This is a genomic window from Halobaculum rubrum, from assembly GCF_019880225.1.
Classification (GTDB): domain Archaea; phylum Halobacteriota; class Halobacteria; order Halobacteriales; family Haloferacaceae; genus Halobaculum; species Halobaculum rubrum.
Window position 1 is genome coordinate 346,419 of record NZ_CP082284.1, and the last position, 16,999, is coordinate 363,417.

The window sequence follows — 16,999 nt, forward strand, 5'->3', positions numbered from 1 at the left end:
GGGTCCTCGGTTCGTCCGAGGGGGCCGTCCACGTCGCGGACGGAACGCCGCCCCCGACCGCTACAGCCGCGCCAGCACCGCGTCGGTCACCTCCCGCGTCGTCGCCTCGCCGCCCAGATCGGGCGTACGCGGACCGTCAGCGAGGACGCCCTCGACGGCCGAACGAATCTCCGCGGCAGCGTCGTCGTCGCCGAGCGACTCGACGAGCATCGCCGCCGAGAGGATCGTCGCCGAGGGGTTCGCGACACCCTCGCCGGCGATGTCCGGCGCGGTGCCGTGAACCGGCTCGAACAGGCCGCGCTCGGGCCCGACGTTCGCGGAGGGCAGCAGTCCGAGCCCGCCGACCAGTCCGGCCGCGAGGTCAGAAAGGACGTCGCCCGCGAGGTTCGGGCAGACGATCACGTCGAACTGCTCGGGGTCGAGACACACGCGCGTCGCGAACGCGTCCATGAGGACGGTGTCGGCGTCGACGCCCGCCTCATCGGCCGTCGCGAGCACCGTGTCGCGGAACAGCCCGTCGGTTTCGCGCATCACGTTCGCCTTGTGCGCGACGGTGAAGCCGTCCTTGCCTCGTTCCTCGACGTACTCGCAGGCGAACTCGCCGAGCCGTCGCGAGGCCGACTCGGTGACGACGCGCGTCAGCGTCGACACGTCGTCGGTGAGCCGGTCCTCGTGGCCCGCGTACACCCCCTCGGTGTTCTCCCGGAGGAAGACCAGATCCGTCTCCGGCCGGAGCGCGTCGACGCCGGGGTACGCCCGTGCCGGCCGGATGTTGACGAACGAGCCGACGGCCTCCCGCAGCGGGAGGATCACGTCCGCGGCCGACTCGCCGGCGGCGCCGAACAGCGTTGCATCCGCGCTGGCGGCGAGCTCGTACGTCTCCGCGGGCAGCGCCTCGCCCGTCTCGTCGAGCGTGGCGTCGCCCGCCTCGGCCTCGGCGAACGCGTAGTCGCCGACCGTCTCCAGCACCTCGACGGCGGCCGGGACGACCTCGCGGCCGATACCGTCGCCCTCGATGACCGCGATCTCGGGGGGAGCGTCGTCGTCCGCGTCGGCGCCGCCGGATCCCGCCTCAGTCATCGGTGTACGGGAGGCTGTCGTTGACCTCCGTCGCGCGGTCGAGGTTCGTCCGCATCACCGCGGTCGTGTCCCAGATACCCTCCAGCAGGGCCTCGCGCATCGCGTCGGGCACCTCGCCCTCGACGGCCGTTCCGTCGTAGCGGACGGTCTCCGCGCGCACGTCGACCTCGATGCCCGCGTCGGGGTTCGCCTCGATGAAGTCCTGCAGGTCGACGGCGTCCTCGTGGTCGACCGCGAGCGTCGCGATCCCCAGGGACTTGCAGTTGTCCTGGAAGATCTCCGCGAACGACTCGCCGACGATGGCCTCGACGCCCCAGCGCATCAGCCCCTGCGGGGCGTGCTCCCGGGAGGAGCCGCAGCCGAAGTTGTCGTTGACCGCGAGGACGTTCGCGCCCTGGAACTCGTTGAACGGGTGGTCGTTCAACTCGCCCGCTTCGTCGCGGCGCTGATCGTAGAAGGCGTACTCGCCCATGTCGTCGAACGTGACCGCCTTCAGGAAGCGCGCGGGGAGGATCTGGTCGGTGTCGATGTCATCGCCCCGCAGCGGGACGCCCGTGCCGGCGACGCGCCGGATCGCGGGCACCGCCGCCTCGTCCGTCTCTGGCGCGTCGTCGCCGGCGCTCCCGGGCGCGTCGCCGTTTCCGCTCATCCGTCCACCTCCGCGTCGGCGACCGACTCACCGGCCTCGTCGGCGGTGTCGAACGCGCGCACGTCGGTCACGGCGCCCTCGACGGCCGCGGCGGCGACCATCGCGGGCGACATCAGGTGGGTACGTCCCTCGGTACTGCCCTGACGACCGACGTAGTTGCGGTTCGAGGAGGACGCACAGACCTCGTCGCCCTCCAGCGCGTCGTCGTTCATCGCCAGACACATCGAACAGCCGGCCTCGCGCCACTGGAAGCCGGCGTCCTTGAACACCTGATCGATGCCCTCGGCCTCCAGCGTCCGCTTCACGGTCCCGGAGCCCGGCACCGCGAGCGCGCGCACGTCGTCGGCGACCTCGCGGCCCTCCAGCACGCGGGCGGCCTCGCGGAAGTCGGCGACGCGGCCGTTCGTGCAGGTGCCGAGGAACGCCACGTCGACCTCGTGGCCCTCCATCGTCTCGCCGGGCCTGACCTCGGTGTGGGCCTGTGCGGATTCGGCCGCGTCGGGGTCGCGCGTCTCGCTCGGCTCGGGGACGGGTTCGTCGACGCCCACGACCTGCTCGGGGTTGGTACCCCACGATACCTGCGGCGCGAGGTCGTCGGCGTCGACCTCGACCCAGTCGTCGTACTGGGCGTCCTCGTCCGAGCGGATGGACTCCCAGTACTCCTTGCGTTCCTCGAACGCCTCGCCCTCGGGGGCGAACTCGCGTCCCTTCAGGTACTCGTAGGTGGTCTCGTCGGGGTTGATGTAGCCCGCGCGGGCGCCGCCCTCGATGGACATGTTGCACACCGCGAGGCGGCCCTCCATGTCGAGGCTCCGGATCGCCTCGCCGCCGTACTCGTACACGTGGCCGACGCCGCCGTCGACGCCGAGCTCGCGGATCACGTGGAGGATCACGTCCTTGGCGCCGACGCCGTCGCCGAGCTCGCCGGTGACCTCGACGCGCCGGACGGCCTTCTTGTCGGCCGAGATGGAGCCGGTGGCGAACACGTCGCGGATCTGGCTGGTGCCGATCCCCATCCCGATGGCGCCGAAGGCGCCGTGGGTCGAGGTGTGGCTGTCGCCGCAGACGACGGTCATGCCCGGCTGGACGAAGCCCAGCTCCGGACCGACGACGTGGGCGATGCCCTGGCGGTCGTCGTCGAGGCCGAAGAAGCGGATGCCCGCCTCCTCGGTGTTGTGCTCCAGATGGGAGAGCATCTCCTCGGCGCGCTCGTCCGCGAGCGGGCGCTCGCGACCCTCCCTCGTCGTCGGGACGATGTGGTCGGTCGTCGCGACGGTCCGATCCGGAAACGCGACCGCCATGTCGCGCTCGCGCAGCATTCCGAACGCCTGCGGGCTCGTCACTTCGTGGACGAGGTGGAGGCCGATGAACAGCTGGTCCTGTCCGTTCGGCAGGTCCGCGACCTTGTGCCGTTCCCACACCTTGTCGTACAGCGTTCCCTCGCTCATCGTCGCTCGCCGTCGTCGTCGGTCTCGGCGGCGGGCGACTCCTCGCCCCGCTCCCACACCGCGTTCGGGTCGGCGGCGCCCTCGGGCGGCTCGTGGTCCACGTCGGCGACGGTGTCGCCGTGGCGGCCGCCGTCGGTCTCGGCGGTCCGGTCGCGGTCCTCAGTCATCGGCGCGGACCTCGGTCCTCTCCTCGTCGTCGGCTTCGGTCTCCTCGTCCCACGCGAACAGCGCGCGCAGGTCCTCGCCCACGTCCTCGATGTCGTGGTTCTTCTCGGCCTCGCGAAGCTGTGTGTAGGAGGGACGGCCGGCCTGGTTCTCGGCGATCCACTCGCGGGCGAAGGTGCCGTCCTGCACCGCCTCCAGCACCGCCTCCATGTTCTCGCGGGCGTGCTCGTCGACGACCGCGTCGCCCTTGACGAGCCCGCCGTACTCGGCGGTGTCGGACACCGAGTCCCACATCTCGCCGAGCCCGCCCTCGTACATCAGGTCGACGATGAGCTTCAGCTCGTTCAGACACTCGAAGTACGCCATCTCGCGGGAGTAGCCCGCGTCGACGAGCGTCTCGTACCCCTGCTTCACGAGCGAGGTGACGCCGCCGCACAGCACCGCCTGCTCGCCGAACAGGTCCGTCTCGGTCTCCTCGCGGAAGGTGGTCTCGACGACGCCCGCACGGGTGCAGCCGATGGCGTGGGCGTACGCGAGTCCCTCCTCTCGGGCCTCGCCCGTCTCGTTCTGGTACACCGCCAGCAGCCCGGGCGTCCCCTCGCCGGCCTCGTAGTTGCGCCGCACGAGGTGTCCCGGCGACTTCGGCGCGACCATCGTCACGTCGACGCCCTCCTTCGGGACGATCTGGTTGTAGTGGATGTTGAAGCCGTGCGCGAACTGGAGGGTGTCGCCCGGCTCGATGCCGTCCTCGATCGCCTCGTAGACGGCCGGCTGGACGGTGTCGGGGACGAGCACGGAGACGATGTCCGCCTCGGCGGCGGCGGCGGCGGGGGTCTCGACGCGCAGGCCGTCGCGCTCGGCGGCCGCGCGCGAGGAGGAGTCCTCCCGCAGGCCGACGATCACGTCGACGCCGCTGTCGTGCAGGTTCTGCGCGTGGGCGTGGCCCTGGCTGCCGTAGCCGAGCACGGCCACGGTCTTGTCGTCGATCCGCGAGCGGTCCGCGTCGTCGTCGTAGTATACCTCGGTGTCGAAGGTGGAATCGGAGTCTGTCATCGTTGTGGTGTGTGAAGTGTCTCAGTCGTCGTAGTTCGTGAACTCGTCGTCGTCGGTCGAGCCCGCCGAGTGCCCCGGCTCCTCGCCGGGCGTCGTCGGGGAGTCACCGCGCTCCAGCGCGGTTTGGCCGGTCCGGGCGATCTCGATGATGCCGAACTGGTCGAACGCGTCGATCGCGTCGTCGATCGTGGTCTCGTCGCCGGTGATCTGCACCGTGATGGTGCGCGGCCCGGCGTCGAGCGTCTGCCCGTCGTACATCGAGGTGATCGCGTGGACCTTGTCGGGCTCCTCGCCGCGAACCTTCAGCAACACGAGTTCGGCGGCGACGGCGTCCCCGCTCAGTTCGCCCACCGCGATGACGGGCGTGAGCTTCGCGAGCTGCTTTTTCGCCTGCTCGATGCCCGCTTCCGTCTCCTCGACGACCAGCGTGATCCGCGAGTGGCCCTCGACAGTCGTCGGGCCGACGGTCAGGCTCTCGATGTTGAACTGTCGCCGGCGGAACAGTCCCGCGGCGCGCGCGAGCACGCCGGGTTCGTCCTCGACGAGCGCGGAGACGGTCGCCCGGCGCGTCGGCTCCGGGCCGTGGTCGGGCTCCTTGCGGACGCCGTGTTCGTCGCGACGTCCCGTCGGGTGCGGGCGCTCCTCGGGCGTCGGTCCCGCCATCCCCGTGTCCGGCGCGTCGCCGCCGGCGGGGCGGGCGTGTTCCGCGATCGGCGACTCGGCCGGATGGTCGGTGCCGCCGTCGGTGGTGGGTTCCTCGGCGGAGGGGTCGGTCTCGTCGCCCGAATGCTCTCCCTCGACCTCGCGGCTCATAGCTGGTCCTCCGCGAGCGCGAACTGCCCGTTCGCCGCGCCGCTGGCGACCATCGGGTAGACGTTCTCCTCGGGGTCGATGTGGGCGTCGACGACCGAGGGGCCGTCGTACGCGAGCGCCGCCTCGACGACCTCCTCCACGTCGTCGTACTCGTCGATGCGGAAGCCCTTCGCGCCGAACGCCTCCGCGAGCGTGTCGAACTCCGGCATCCAGTCGTACTGGGAGGCCATGTGGTTGCCCTCGAAGAAGGCGTCCTGCCACTGCCGGACCATCCCGATGTACTCGTTGTTGAGCACGACGACGGTGATGTCGAGATGCTCGCGGACGGCGACCGACAGCTCCTGAATCGTCATCAGGAACGACCCGTCGCCCTCGAAGCTGATCACCTCGCGGTCGTCGTCGGCCGCGACGCGGGCGCCGATGGCGCCGGGCAAGCCGTACCCCATCGTCCCCAGGCCGTGCGAGGAGACGAAGGTGCGCGGCGTGGTGAACGTCCAGTACTGGGCGGCCCACATCTGGTGTTGGCCGACGCCGGTGGTCACGTACGCGTCGTCGTCCATCGCGGCGTCGAACGCCTCGACGACGAACTGGGGCTTCACCGGCTCGTCGGGGTCGATGGCGTAGTCCATCGGGTACCGCTCGCGCCACTCGTCGCACTGGGCGCGCCACGACTCGGTGTCGGGGGCGTCGCCGTAGCCGATAGCGGCGTCGAGCTGGTCGATGACGGTCGCGGCGTCGCCGACGACCGGGTAGTCCGCGTGGACGTTCTTCGAGATCTCGGCGGGGTCGATGTCGACGTGGACGACCTCCGCCTCGGGGGCGAACGTGTCGACGCCGCCGGTGAGGCGGTCGTCGAAGCGCGTCCCGACCGCAATGAGACAGTCGGTGTGCGTGATCGCCATGTTGGCGTAGCCGGTGCCGTGCATGCCCGCCCACGAGAGACACAGGTCGTCGTCTTCCGGGAAGCTCCCGATGCCGGGCATCGTCGTCACGACCGGGATCTCGAACTCGCGGGCGAACGCCCGCGCCTGCTCGGTCGCGTCGCCTTTGATCACGCCGCCGCCGAACAGACAGAGGGGGCGCTCGGCGGTCTGAATCGCTCGCGCGGCCGCCTCGACCTGTTCCTCGTCGGCCTCGAGGTCGGGAACGGCGCGGTCGGGCGCGGTCGGCTCGCCGACCGGCCGGTCGGTCTCGCCGAAGGTGACGTCCTTCGGTAGGTCGACCAGCGTCGGTCCCGGGCGGCCGGTGTTCGCGAGCGCGAACGCCTCGCCGACCGTGCGGCCGACCTCGTCGGAGTCGTTGGCGAAGTAGTTGTGCTTCGTGATGGGCGCGGTGACGCCGACGGTGTCGGTCTCCTGGAAGGCGTCGGAGCCGACCATGTCGGAGGGCACCTGTCCCGTCAGCGCGAGCATCGCGTCCGAGTCCATCGACGCGTCGGCGATGCCCGTGACGAGGTTCGTCGCCCCCGGCCCGGAGGTCGCCATGCAGACGCCCGGGTCGCCCCGGACGATGCCGTAGGCGTCGGCGGCGTGGACGGCGCCCTGCTCGTGGGCCATCGTCACGTGGTCGACCGTCGACGCCGACAGCGCGTCGTACACGGGCATGATCGCCCCGCCCTGCACGCCGAAGGCGGTCTCCACGCCGGCGGCCTCGAGCGCGGCGACGACCGCCGCCGCGCCCGAGCCGGGCTCGCGCGTCGCGGCCTCCTCGCGTGCCGCGGCTTCCTCCTCGGCCGTGTCCGTGCCGTCCGTCGGTTCGGATCGCTCTCGTTCGTCGTCGGTTCGCCCCTCCGGGTCGCCCTCCTCGGGCGACGCGGCGTCGGGGGTCGCTGGCTCGTTCATCGTCGGTGTCCTCGGTCCGTGTGTGTCATTCGTTCGCGGTCGGTGATCGCTGATCGCTGGTCGGTCGCCGTCGATACGTGTCTCGGGCGGTCGTCGGTACGTGGGTCGGGGGTGGGTGATGTGGGGGCGCTTACGCCCCTACGATACCCGCGATCCCGGCGAGAAGGGCGACGACGCGCTCGGCGGCTGCCGAGCGAACGGCGGTCGGCGCGGGTCGCGTCGTCATCTCGCCGTCGATTTCGGCGCGGCGCGTATAAGCGTGACGCGGGTGGCAACGATTGCACCCCGGCGACGACGCCGTCCCCGTTCGCCGGCGTCGCGCCCGCGGCCCGGTCAGACGCGCGCCTCCCGCTCGGCCTCCTCCTCGGAGTCGTCCATCTCGGCGACGCCCTCCTCGCGGGCGAACCGCCGTACGTCGGACATCGTCACGCGCCCCTCGGCGCCGGCGTCCTTCACGCGGCGGGTGATGGCGCGTACCTCCGACTCGGTGGGGTCGAAGCCGGCGTCGGTCAGCCGCTCGCGGACCGAGTGGGTGCCGGTGTGTTTCCCCATCACCAGCTCGCGGGTCGCGCCGACCATCTCCGGAGTCATGACCCCCGGCTCGAACGTGTCGCTGTTCTCGATGACGCCGGCGGCGTGGATGCCGGACTCGTGGCTGAAGGCGTTGCGCCCCACCACGGGCTTGTTCGGCGGCACCCCGATGTCGCTGGCCTGTTCGACCATGCGCGACACCTCGGTGATCTTCGTCGTGTCGACGCCGGTGTCGGCGTTGTACAGCGACTCGGCGGCCATGACGACCTCCTCGAGCGCGGCGTTGCCGGCACGCTCGCCGATGCCGTTGACCGACACCTGCATCTGGTGGGCGCCCGCCTCGACGCCGGCCAGCGCGTTCGCGCCAGCCAACCCGAAGTCGTCGTGGGTGTGGACGTCGACGCCGGCGTCGGTGTGCTCGGTCACGACCTCGATCAGGTCGCCGAAGCGGCGCGGGGTCGCCACCCCGCAGGTGTCGGGGATGTTGATCCAGTCGACGCCGACCTCGTCGACGGCCTCGATCACCTCGACCAGGAACGACTCCTGGGTGCGGGTGGCGTCCATCGGGGAGAACATCACCTCCGCGCCCGACTCCTCGGCCATCTCGACGGCCTCGACCGCCCGCTGTTTCACCTCCTCGCGGGTGGCGTGCATCGAGTCTTCGATCTGCACGTCGCTCGTGGAGACGAACGTGTGGATCATCCCGACCCCCGAGTCGATGGCGGCCTGGATGTCCTTCTCGACCACGCGGGCGAGCCCGCAGACGGTCGTGTCGGTCGACTCCGCGATATCCTTGACGGCCTCGAACTCCGCGTCGGAGTTGACCGGGAACCCCGCCTCGATGACGGACACGCCCAGGTCGTCGAGCGCCGCGGCTATCTCCCGTTTCTCCTCGTAGTCGAACGACGTGCGCGGCGACTGCTCGCCGTCGCGAAGCGTCGTGTCGAAGATGCGGACAGAATCGAACTCGTCAGTTGCACTCAGTGTGCCCTGGAAGAACTCGTTCCGCCGGACTGGTTACCGACGAGTCCTGGTTATGGGACATCATCAGTCCGAAGAGGAGAACCGATTGTAAAGCGTTGTGGTCAGACAGATCGACGCCGCCACGGAAACCCATCATGAACGGTTCAGTCACGCATAATCGAACGACTGCGCCGACTACCCGCCGGATACAATTCTTAGTATTCCCTAATACACATGGTATTGACGTTCGGGCAGGATCGCGTCGGCTCCGGAGGCGAGGCACGCCGTACTCCGTGAGCTGCGAGCCGTCGTCCGGCGGAGTCGGGGCGGTCCGACGCCCGTCGGGCCACGGACCGAACGCTTTTGGGCGGACGCGTCCTCTGGCGCGCTATGAGCGATTTCGGGCTCGACCTCAGCGACGCCGAGGAGATGATCGAGTCGGAGGGGACGGTGGGGGACGTGGTCCTCGGGGTGCTCGACGGGGAGACCGAGCCCGAGCACTGGGTGCGCAACGTGGAGTACGGCAACGTGCTCGTGCTCGCCGTCGACGGCGACCTCAACGAGCGGGCCGCCGGCTTCGCGCGTGAGGTGAAGGACATGGGCGGGGAGCTGACCCACTTCCGGGGCTTCCTCGTCGTCTCCCCGCCGGGCGTCGCCGTCGACACCGAGAAGCTGAGCTGAGCGCCCTCCTCTTTTCGCCTCTGAGCCCTCCGAACTCCTCGACGGCTACCCCGAGAAGCGGTCGGTCTCGGCGCCGCAGTCGGCACACACGAGCACGTACTCCTCCACCCCCGGGTCGGCGCCCGAGCCGACGTTCTCGACCTCGTATCCCCGATCTGTCTCCGCCCCGCATGCGGGACAGTCCTCGCTGATCACCGCGCCGTCGGCGTCCTTGGGGGCGCCGACCGCGAGGAACCGACACGGTTCGTCGCCGACGGCGACCGCCCGGTTCGGCGCGTCGCGGGGGACGAAGAACGCCTCGTCGGCGCCGACGCGGTACGTCCCGTCCGGCGTCTCGACCGCGAGTTCGCCCGCGAGCACGTAGAACAGTTCCTCGTGATCGGGATGTCGGTGGTACCCCCACGGAACCTGCTCGCCGGGGTCGGCCTCGTAGTAGTTACACCCGAACAGCGACGCGCCGACCGCCTCGTCCAGTTCGCGTTTCGCGCGCGTCGGATTCGGCGTGTTCGGCACGTCCTCGACCGCGACGTGGCGGTAGTCGTCCGCGGGGCTCTCGGGGTCGGCGTCGGCCGCGCCGGACCGGTCCCCGGTCACGGCTCCTCCGATTCCGTGCTCTCGTCGGCAGGCAACAACACGAGGTGGTGGCCGTCCGGGTCGTACAGCTCGACCGAGCCGTCGGGCGCCTCCCGAACCGTCACCGAGGGGAGGTCGCCGTAGGCGTGCTCCGCGACGGCCGCGGGTTCGTGTACCCGGAGCGCCAAGTCGACGTGGACGCCGCCGCGAGCGCCCGCCAGTCCCAACTGGGGCTCCCACAGCTCCACGTCGAACTGCCGATCGGCCCCCGCGGGGCCGCGCATCCGGATCCGTCGCCGCTCGTCGCCGCGGTCGACCGCCGAGAAGCCCAGCGCCGACCAGCAGTCGCTCGCGAGGTCGACGTTCGCCACCTCCAGCACGACCTCGAAGATCCCCACGAGGCCGGTCCCCGTCCCGTCGGGGGCCGTCCCGCCGATCTCGGGGGCGTGACCGTCGTCGTCCTCGCGGTACAGCGAGCGGAACGAGCCGAAGTCGATCTCGGGTGCGTCGGGGGAGCGAGCGCGCCAGGCGGGGTACTCGCGGGCGGGCACCTCGAACGCGAAGTGCGTGTGGAGGCCGCCCCGGGGAACCGAGTCCGGCCGGCGGAGCACGAACTCGGTGCCGCCGACGTCGAAGGCGCACTCGGTGGCGGTTCGACGGCTCGGGACCAGGCCGAACGTGTCTGCGTACCACGTCGCCGCGCGCGTGAGGTCGGTCACCTCCAGCGCGAGCGACGCGAGCGCCGGCCGCGGCTGCGTCGTCGCGGGTCGCGTCGTCATCTCGTCCGCTCCTCCGGCGGCACCCCACTTAAGCCCGCGGCGCTCCTGTCACCGTCCATGCCGATGAAAGGGTCCGGCGACGCCGACCTCGCGGTGATCGACGAGTTCGACGGCGGCGTCGGCTGGATCGCCTACCCCGACGAGACGATGGAGCGCGCGAGCCACGCCCTGTCGGTCGACGACGAGGTGTGGGTACTGGATCCGGTGGACGCCGACGGCGTCGACGACCTCCTGGCTGACCTGGAGGGAGCAGTCGCCGGAGTCGTGGTCTGTCTCGACCGCCACAAGCGCGACGCGGCGGCGATCGCGACCCGCCACGACGTGCCCGTGTACGTGCCCGACTGGATGACCGGCGTCGCCACGAAGCTCGACGCGCCCGTCGAGCGGTTCGGACGCGACCTCGGCGGGTTGCAGGCGATCACGGTCCGCGATTCGTCGATCCCGCCGTGGCAGGAGGTCGGCCTGTACGACGAGGACGGCGGCACGCTGTACGTCCCCGAGTCCGTCGGGGCCTCCTCGTACATGCGCACGGGGGCGGAGACGCTCGGTGTCCACCCGATGCTCCGACTGTTCCCGCCGCGCCGTGCGCTGTCGGGGCTCGACCCCGAGCGGGTGCTGTGCGGCCACGGCGCCGGCGTCATGGCGGACGCCGGGCGCGAGCTCGCGGCCGCGCTCGACAGCTCGCGCGGGAACGCGCCGGGACTGTACGCGAAGGCCATCGGGCAGTTCCTCGGGTGATCGGTCCGTCGTGATCCCCCCAGCCGGCGGCGGCGGCGCCGCCGACGCCGTGAGCGACCCGGACGACGCGTCGCGCACCGACCCCGCGCCCGTCCACGTCACCGCCGATCTGCTCGCGCTGTTGTGTGAGCGCGCGGCCGACGCCGACCCCGAGGCGGAGAACGTCGTCCTCGACGCGACAGCCGCGGGCGAGTTGGTCGACGCCCCCGCGGACCTGGATCCGTCGACGCCCGTGCTCACGCACTTCTATTTCCCGTCGGCCGGCGGGTCCGTCTCGGCGGTGTTCGGGATGGATCTGGGGCGGCCCGCGGGTCGCGCGCGCTTCCTCTCACATCCGAGCGGCGACCGCCGGCTCACCGAGGAGGACGACCTCGCGGCCACGGTGCTGGTGGCGGTGCCGCCGTACGATTCCGGGAACGTGACCGCGTACGACCGACGGGGACGCCGGCGGGAGCTGGTCGTCGTCGACGCGCACCCGCCGGAGGAGCGGGTCGAGGACTGAGTAGGATCGAGGAGTGAGCGGGGACGCGACGGGACGGGATGGGCCGAGGCTGGCGTGGGACTCGGCAGCCGCGACTCTACTCTAGGTAGCCGAGGTCGCGGAGTTGGTCGGTGATCTCCTCGAACTGTGCCTCGGACAACGACCCCTGCTTCTGGTGTTGGATCACGATGCTGCGGAGGAGAAACCGCACGAGATCGGAGGTCGACGAGAAGCTCGTTCCCTCGAGCGTCTCGTCGACGCGCTCGGCGAGGTCCTTCGGGATGGAGACGGTGGTGTAGTCGGTCATGGCACGGGGAACGGGCGCGCGACCGATAAGCGCGACGGAGCCGACGACGGCGACGGCGACCGGGGGAGGAGGGCTCCTCGCCGCAGCACACGGGTCCGCGCCGCTTTAGTCCCCGGAGCGGCAACACGGCGTAATGGCAGCCAGACCGCCGCAGGGGGACACGGACGAGCCCGAATCCATCGAGTTCGGCATCGCGGCGCTGGACGCGCGCCTCGACCGAGCGGGCGTACGGTTCCCGGCGACGACCGAGGAGCTGATCGCGTCGATGGGGGACACCGGCGTCCCCTACGACGGCGCGGGCAACACGCTGGATCTGGCGGAGGTGCTCCGCGAGCTTCCCGAGGAGCGGTTCGAGACCGAACGGGACTTCCTCAATCGCCTCCATCCGATCTTCGAGGACCGGCGGCGCAGCGGCGCGGGGTCACTGCTCGGGCGGGTCCGCTCGATCCTGCCCTTCTGAGTCTGAGGTGTCTGTGGCGTCGTCGCCCGTCGGCCCGTCGGCCGTCGCGGCGCCCGCGGAATCGACCTCCCGTTCGAGCGCCTCGACCCGGTCGAGCGTCTCGCCGTGGAGCGTGACGAGCAGATCCGAGAGCACGCCGAAGATGAGCAGCTGCACGCCCAGGATGACCCCGACGCCCGCGACGAGCGCGAGGACGTTGTGGGAGATGCCGTTGGCGAACCAGTCCCAGGCGACGTACGCCGCGATGATCGCGCCCGCGACCCCGGACACCGCGCCCGCGCTCCCGAAGTAGAACAGCGGGTTCGAGGTCTTCGCCTGCCGGTAGATCGCCATCAGGATGATCCCCCCGTCGCGCACCGGGTGGAGGTTCGTGTTCGAGCCGTCCGGGCGCGGGAGGTACGTGATCGGGACGACCGTCGTGCGGACGCCGTGGCGCGCGCACTCGACGGCCAGCTCCGTCTCGAGACCGAAGCCGTCCGCCGAGAGGCGGAGGCGCTCGAAGGAGTCGACGGTGAACGCGCGGTACCCCGAGAGGATGTCGCCGAAGTCCTCGCGGTGGATGAGCGAGAACAGCCCGTTGAATATCGTGTTGCCGACGCGGTTCAGGCCCGTCATCGCGTCGTCGTGCATGTCGGCGAAGCGGTCGCCGATGACGTGCTCGGCGGTGCCGCCGCGGAGCGGTTCGAGCATGGCGTCGGCGTCGCTCGCGCGGTAGGTGCCGTCCGCGTCGGCCATGAGGACGTAGTCTGTGGTGACGTGCTCACGGACCGCCTCGCGGATCGCTTGGCCCTTTCCGGAGCCCGACTGGATCTCGACGCGCGCGCCCGCCTTGCGGGCGCAGTCGCGGGTGTCGTCCGTGGACCCGCCGTCGATGACGAGGATGTTGGTGAAGCCGTGGTCGCGGAAGTCCGTGACGACGTCTGCGACTGTGGCGGCCTCGTCGTAGGTGGGGAGGAGTACGCAGACGTCGCCGGTCATGTGTGTGGGGTGGAGTGGGTGGCGAGTTAGGGGTTTCGGGAGCGACCCGTCCTCACAAAAGAGTCCGTGAAAGGTGGTGATACCCTCCTCATGTGAACTCCAATGTATGGTTCGTCGAAGAACCCGAGTTTTTCGCCCGCAAGCCGATCGGAACGTAGGGCCGATAGATCTATGCGCTTTGTTAAAGATACCTCACACGTCCGATAAAGAAACAAATAAAACGATTATTGTCCGATCTACTCGATGATTGCTGTCGATCTCACCGATTTTCCTATTCCGCGTTTTCCATCTCCTCTTGGAAGTACTCGATCGACCGTTTCAGCCCATCCTGCAGCCCTACGGTCGGTTCCCACCCGATCTCGGAACGTGCTTTCGAGATGTCCGGTCGCCGAACCTCCGGATCGTGAGGGGGCAACGGTTCGTTCGTTATCCCGCTCGAACTCTCGGTTAATTCGACGATCACCTCGGCGAGTTCGTTGATCGTTCGTTCGTCGGGGTTACCGATATTCACCGGTTCGTCGACACCCGATTCGTACAGCGCAAGCAGTCCATCGATCATGTCGTCGACGTAGCAGAAGCTCCGAGTCTGTTCGCCGTCGCCGTACACGGTGAGATCCTGCCCGGTCAACGCTTGCTTGACGAAGTTGGGGATAACTCGCCCGTCGTCCAGTCGCATCCGGGGTCCGTACGTGTTGAAGATACGCGCGACGCGCACGTCCATGTCGTGTTCGTCCCGGTACGCGCGTACGAGCGCCTCGCCGTATCGTTTCGATTCGTCGTAACAGGAGCGAGGACCGTAGCAGTCCACGTTACCACGGTAGTCCTCCGGCTGGGGATTTACCTCGGGGTCACCGTACACCTCACTCGTCGACGTGAACAAGTACGTCGCATCCTTCTCTTTTGCCAGTCCGAGGGTTTTGTGCGTGCCAAGCGCCCCGACTTTCAGCGTCTTGATCTGGTAATCTCGATAGAAGACAGGCGAGGCGAGACTTGCAAGGTGGAATACCGCGTCCAATTCCCCGGAGATGTGGATGAACTCCGTAACGTCGTGGTCGACAAAGGAGAAGTCGTCGTGATAGATGAAGCCGTCGAGGTTCTGGTTGCGTCCGCTGACGCCGTTGTCCATTCCGATGACCTCGTGGCCGTCTTCAAGTAGCGCCTCACACAGGTGCGAACCCAAGAACCCCGCTGCACCAGTAACGAGGATCCGACTCATTCCCGGTACTCCGCCAGAAGTTCTTGGACAGCGTCGTGCATCTCACCGTCGTCGTGATGGAGCGCCATATCCAGATTGGCTTGAAGCCAACTGGGAATGTTTCCGATGTCGTACCGGTCGCCTTGAAGTTCAACGCCTCGGACGGTGTCGAGTTTCCGGATCGCGTCAGTTAGCTGGAGTTCGCCACCCACACCCATTTCTGTCGCAGCGAGCTTCTCGAACACGTCCGGGGTGAGGACGTATCGACCGGTTATCGCGAGGTTCGACGGCGCTTCGGCCTGTGGCGGTTTCTCGACGAAATCGTGTACGGGAAACGAGCCTCCGGTCGACACCGAATCGTCGATGTCGGCGACACCGTAGGAGGGAACCTGTTCCCACGGGACCCGCTCGAGCGAGATCGTCGAGGACTCGTGCTTCTCGGCCTGCTCGATGAGCGTCTGCGTGCAGGGGATTTGGTTCTCGACGATCGTATCTCCTAAAAGAAGCGCGAACGGCTCGTCTCCCACGTGCTTGCGCGCGTACATCACCGCGTCACCGAGTCCGTTGCGCTCCTTCTGGCGAACGTAGTGGATGTCGGCCAGATCGGCGATGTCCTGCACGCGGTCGAGCCGGTCGAGTTTCCCGTCCGCTTCCAGTTCCTCTTCGAGTTCGTAGGACTTGTCGAAGTGCCGTTCGATCGCTTGCTTCCCACGACCGGTGATGATGAGAATGTCGTCGATCCCGGCCTCGACCGCCTCCTCGACGACGTACTGGATCGTCGGCTTGTCGAGAACCGGCATCATCTCCTTGGGTTGTGCCTTCGTCACGGGGAGGAATCGCGTCCCGAATCCCGCAGCGGGTATCACTGCTTTAGAGACATCCATACCTGGATACGCCTGCAGATAGCAACGGCATAATACCTGCTCTTTCACAGCCGTCTTTTCTTTGATCACATCGATAGGACAGCTAAACCCAGATGATTCCTGTACCCCGCCGCAGAGACGGATGTATACAGATTTCTGTCATCGGGAGCGGGTATGTCGGGACGACGATCGCCGCGTGTTTCGCGAATTTGGGCCACGACATCATCAACGTGGATATCGACGAGGACATCGTCGCCACGATCAACGAGGGGAACGCACCTATCCACGAGGATAAGCTCCCTGAGTTAGTTGCCCGCCACGCAGGTCCGGACGGCACCGGCCGGCTGCGTGCGACCACGGACTACGACGCCGTCTTGGCGACGGCAGCCACGTTCCTTTGTCTCCCAACGCCCCAGCACGACGACGGGAGTATCGATCTTTCGATCATGGAGGCGGGTGCCAAACAACTCGGGGCGACTCTCGGTAACAAGGACGAGCGACATACGGTCGTCGTCAAGAGCACGGTAATCCCCGGATCGACCGCCGATGTTATTGGACCTACTATTGAGGAGACCAGCGGGAAGACGGTTAGAGACGGCTTCAGTATCGGGATGAACCCGGAGTTCCTTCGGGAGAGGACAGCTGTCGACGACTTCCTTACCCCTGATAAGGTCGTGCTCGGTGCTGACGGGCCGTGTTAAGTTAGGAGTGAGGCGGTCGTTGGTTCGGATGGTTATGGCCGAATTCGACCGCCTCAGCGGAGATATCGACTGGATTGACTTGGAGTTTGTGGAGCGAGAGCGGACACCCGAGCAGATCATTGAAGTCGGCATTCAGCTCCATCTTGCGGGTCTGTCGCTTTCGAATATCAAACAGTATCTTGAGAGGTTGGGTGTCAAGCGGAGTCGCACCGCGATTCATAACTGGATTCAGAAGGCAGATCTACAGCCGACTGGCGACGGAGCTCCGAATCAGATCGCGGTGGACGAGACGGTGATTCGGATCAATGATGAACGTCGCTGGCTGTACGCCGTCGTTGATCCCGAGACTAACGAATTCCTCCATGTCAGGCTGTTTCAGACGAGAACCACGCAACTCACCGTGCTGTTCCTTCGTGAACTCCGTAACAAACAGCAGGTTGAGCAAGCAACGTTCCTCGTCAATGGAGCGCACTATCTCAAAGCTGCGTTGGAGCGGCTCGGGCTCCGATTTCAGATGACTCGCCACGGAAATCGGAACAGTGTCGACCGTGTCTTTCGTGAGGTAAAACGGCGAACCTATTCGTTTTCAAATACGTTCAGCAACGTGGATCCACCGACGGCAGAATCGTGGCTCCAAGCCTTCGCCGTCTGCTGGAATCGATGCTAAACTTAACACGACGCTTGGTTCGGGTACAGCAGT

At 68.0% G+C, this 16,999-nt stretch carries 19 protein-coding genes and 1 pseudogene; 6 read left to right on the plus strand and 14 right to left on the minus strand.

The window, feature by feature from the left end:
* Positions 1 to 60: 60 nt before the first annotated feature.
* From K6T25_RS01835 to K6T25_RS01870, 8 genes are all read right to left on the minus strand, one after another.
* On the minus strand, positions 61 to 1,080 hold the full coding sequence (locus K6T25_RS01835; protein WP_222915993.1) for an isocitrate/isopropylmalate dehydrogenase family protein: 1,020 nt from the start codon (positions 1,078 to 1,080) through the stop codon (positions 61 to 63).
* Positions 1,073 to 1,729 (minus strand): 3-isopropylmalate dehydratase small subunit, encoded by a 657-nt coding sequence (locus K6T25_RS01840; protein ID WP_222915995.1) that lies wholly within the window; start codon positions 1,727 to 1,729, stop codon positions 1,073 to 1,075. Before K6T25_RS01840 ends, K6T25_RS01835 begins: the two co-directional genes overlap by 8 nt.
* Positions 1,726 to 3,177: a 3-isopropylmalate dehydratase large subunit gene (gene leuC / locus K6T25_RS01845; RefSeq protein WP_222915996.1), complete on the minus strand. Its 1,452-nt coding sequence runs from the start codon at positions 3,175 to 3,177 to the stop codon at positions 1,726 to 1,728. The genes K6T25_RS01840 and leuC overlap by 4 nt, the downstream gene beginning before the upstream one ends.
* Positions 3,174 to 3,344 carry a DUF7989 family protein gene (locus K6T25_RS01850; RefSeq protein ID WP_222915997.1) on the minus strand — a complete coding sequence of 57 codons (171 nt, stop codon included), beginning with the start codon at positions 3,342 to 3,344 and terminating at the stop codon, positions 3,174 to 3,176. The genes leuC and K6T25_RS01850 overlap by 4 nt, the downstream gene beginning before the upstream one ends.
* Positions 3,337 to 4,395, minus strand: a complete 1,059-nt coding sequence (gene ilvC, locus K6T25_RS01855; protein WP_222915999.1) for a ketol-acid reductoisomerase — start codon at positions 4,393 to 4,395, stop codon at positions 3,337 to 3,339. Before ilvC ends, K6T25_RS01850 begins: the two co-directional genes overlap by 8 nt.
* A 21-nt stretch (positions 4,396 to 4,416) precedes the next feature.
* Positions 4,417 to 5,058, minus strand: a complete 642-nt coding sequence (ilvN, locus tag K6T25_RS01860; RefSeq protein ID WP_225917866.1) for an acetolactate synthase small subunit — start codon at positions 5,056 to 5,058, stop codon at positions 4,417 to 4,419.
* Positions 5,059 to 5,204: 146 nt separating this feature from the next.
* A complete protein-coding gene (gene ilvB / locus K6T25_RS01865) occupies positions 5,205 to 7,049 on the minus strand; it encodes a biosynthetic-type acetolactate synthase large subunit (RefSeq protein ID WP_222916002.1) in 1,845 nt (614 codons plus the stop codon).
* 333 nt (positions 7,050 to 7,382) lie between these two features.
* Positions 7,383 to 8,564, minus strand: a complete 1,182-nt coding sequence (locus K6T25_RS01870) for a LeuA family protein (protein WP_222917807.1) — start codon at positions 8,562 to 8,564, stop codon at positions 7,383 to 7,385.
* A gap of 369 nt (positions 8,565 to 8,933) precedes the next feature.
* Between K6T25_RS01870 and K6T25_RS01875 the strand changes: the two genes are divergently transcribed.
* Positions 8,934 to 9,224, plus strand: coding sequence for a DUF5779 family protein (locus tag K6T25_RS01875; RefSeq protein WP_222916004.1), 291 nt, complete (start codon positions 8,934 to 8,936; stop codon positions 9,222 to 9,224).
* A gap of 45 nt (positions 9,225 to 9,269) precedes the next feature.
* Here K6T25_RS01875 and K6T25_RS01880 read toward each other — a convergent pair whose 3' ends face one another.
* Entirely contained in the window at positions 9,270 to 9,818 is a 549-nt protein-coding gene (locus K6T25_RS01880) for a cupin domain-containing protein (protein ID WP_222916005.1), read from the minus strand.
* On the minus strand, positions 9,815 to 10,576 hold the full coding sequence (locus K6T25_RS01885) for a VOC family protein (RefSeq protein WP_222916006.1): 762 nt from the start codon (positions 10,574 to 10,576) through the stop codon (positions 9,815 to 9,817). Before K6T25_RS01885 ends, K6T25_RS01880 begins: the two co-directional genes overlap by 4 nt.
* A 57-nt stretch (positions 10,577 to 10,633) precedes the next feature.
* On the opposite strand from K6T25_RS01885, the gene K6T25_RS01890 reads away from it, so the two are divergent.
* Both K6T25_RS01890 and K6T25_RS01895 read left to right on the plus strand, forming a co-directional pair.
* Positions 10,634 to 11,314: a hypothetical protein gene (locus K6T25_RS01890; RefSeq protein ID WP_222916008.1), complete on the plus strand. Its 681-nt coding sequence runs from the start codon at positions 10,634 to 10,636 to the stop codon at positions 11,312 to 11,314.
* A 10-nt stretch (positions 11,315 to 11,324) separates the two neighbouring features.
* Complete coding sequence (locus K6T25_RS01895; protein ID WP_222916009.1) at positions 11,325 to 11,816, plus strand: JAB/MPN domain protein-containing protein; 492 nt, start codon at positions 11,325 to 11,327, stop codon at positions 11,814 to 11,816.
* Positions 11,817 to 11,892: 76 nt separating this feature from the next.
* On the opposite strand, the gene K6T25_RS01900 is transcribed toward K6T25_RS01895, so the two are convergent.
* Positions 11,893 to 12,102, minus strand: coding sequence for a ribbon-helix-helix domain-containing protein (locus K6T25_RS01900; protein WP_222916011.1), 210 nt, complete (start codon positions 12,100 to 12,102; stop codon positions 11,893 to 11,895).
* A gap of 133 nt (positions 12,103 to 12,235) precedes the next feature.
* Here K6T25_RS01900 and K6T25_RS01905 point away from each other — a divergent pair, with 133 nt between their 5' ends.
* The gene (locus K6T25_RS01905; RefSeq protein ID WP_222916012.1) at positions 12,236 to 12,562 is read left to right on the plus strand and encodes a DUF5789 family protein; all 327 of its coding nucleotides are present in this window, start codon (positions 12,236 to 12,238) and stop codon (positions 12,560 to 12,562) included.
* Here K6T25_RS01905 and aglJ read toward each other — a convergent pair.
* The 3 genes from aglJ to K6T25_RS01920 all read right to left on the minus strand — a co-directional run bounded on the left by aglJ (position 12,524) and on the right by K6T25_RS01920 (position 15,562).
* A complete protein-coding gene (gene aglJ, locus K6T25_RS01910; RefSeq protein WP_222916014.1) occupies positions 12,524 to 13,540 on the minus strand; it encodes an S-layer glycoprotein N-glycosyltransferase AglJ in 1,017 nt (338 codons plus the stop codon). The genes K6T25_RS01905 and aglJ overlap by 39 nt on opposite strands.
* A 271-nt stretch (positions 13,541 to 13,811) precedes the next feature.
* Complete coding sequence (locus tag K6T25_RS01915; protein ID WP_222916015.1) at positions 13,812 to 14,756, minus strand: UDP-glucuronic acid decarboxylase family protein; 945 nt, start codon at positions 14,754 to 14,756, stop codon at positions 13,812 to 13,814.
* On the minus strand, positions 14,753 to 15,562 hold the full coding sequence (locus K6T25_RS01920) for a UTP--glucose-1-phosphate uridylyltransferase (protein WP_240009221.1): 810 nt from the start codon (positions 15,560 to 15,562) through the stop codon (positions 14,753 to 14,755). The genes K6T25_RS01915 and K6T25_RS01920 overlap by 4 nt, the downstream gene beginning before the upstream one ends.
* 182 nt (positions 15,563 to 15,744) lie before the next feature.
* Here K6T25_RS01920 and K6T25_RS01925 point away from each other — a divergent pair.
* Together K6T25_RS01925 and K6T25_RS01930 are read left to right on the plus strand one after the other, a co-directional pair.
* Positions 15,745 to 16,284 (plus strand): annotated as a pseudogene (locus K6T25_RS01925) (3-hydroxyacyl-CoA dehydrogenase NAD-binding domain-containing protein); the annotation flags it as partial.
* Between the two features lie 49 nt (positions 16,285 to 16,333).
* A complete protein-coding gene (locus K6T25_RS01930) occupies positions 16,334 to 16,966 on the plus strand; it encodes an IS6 family transposase (protein WP_222916019.1) in 633 nt (210 codons plus the stop codon).
* The last annotated feature ends 33 nt before the right edge of the window (positions 16,967 to 16,999 follow it).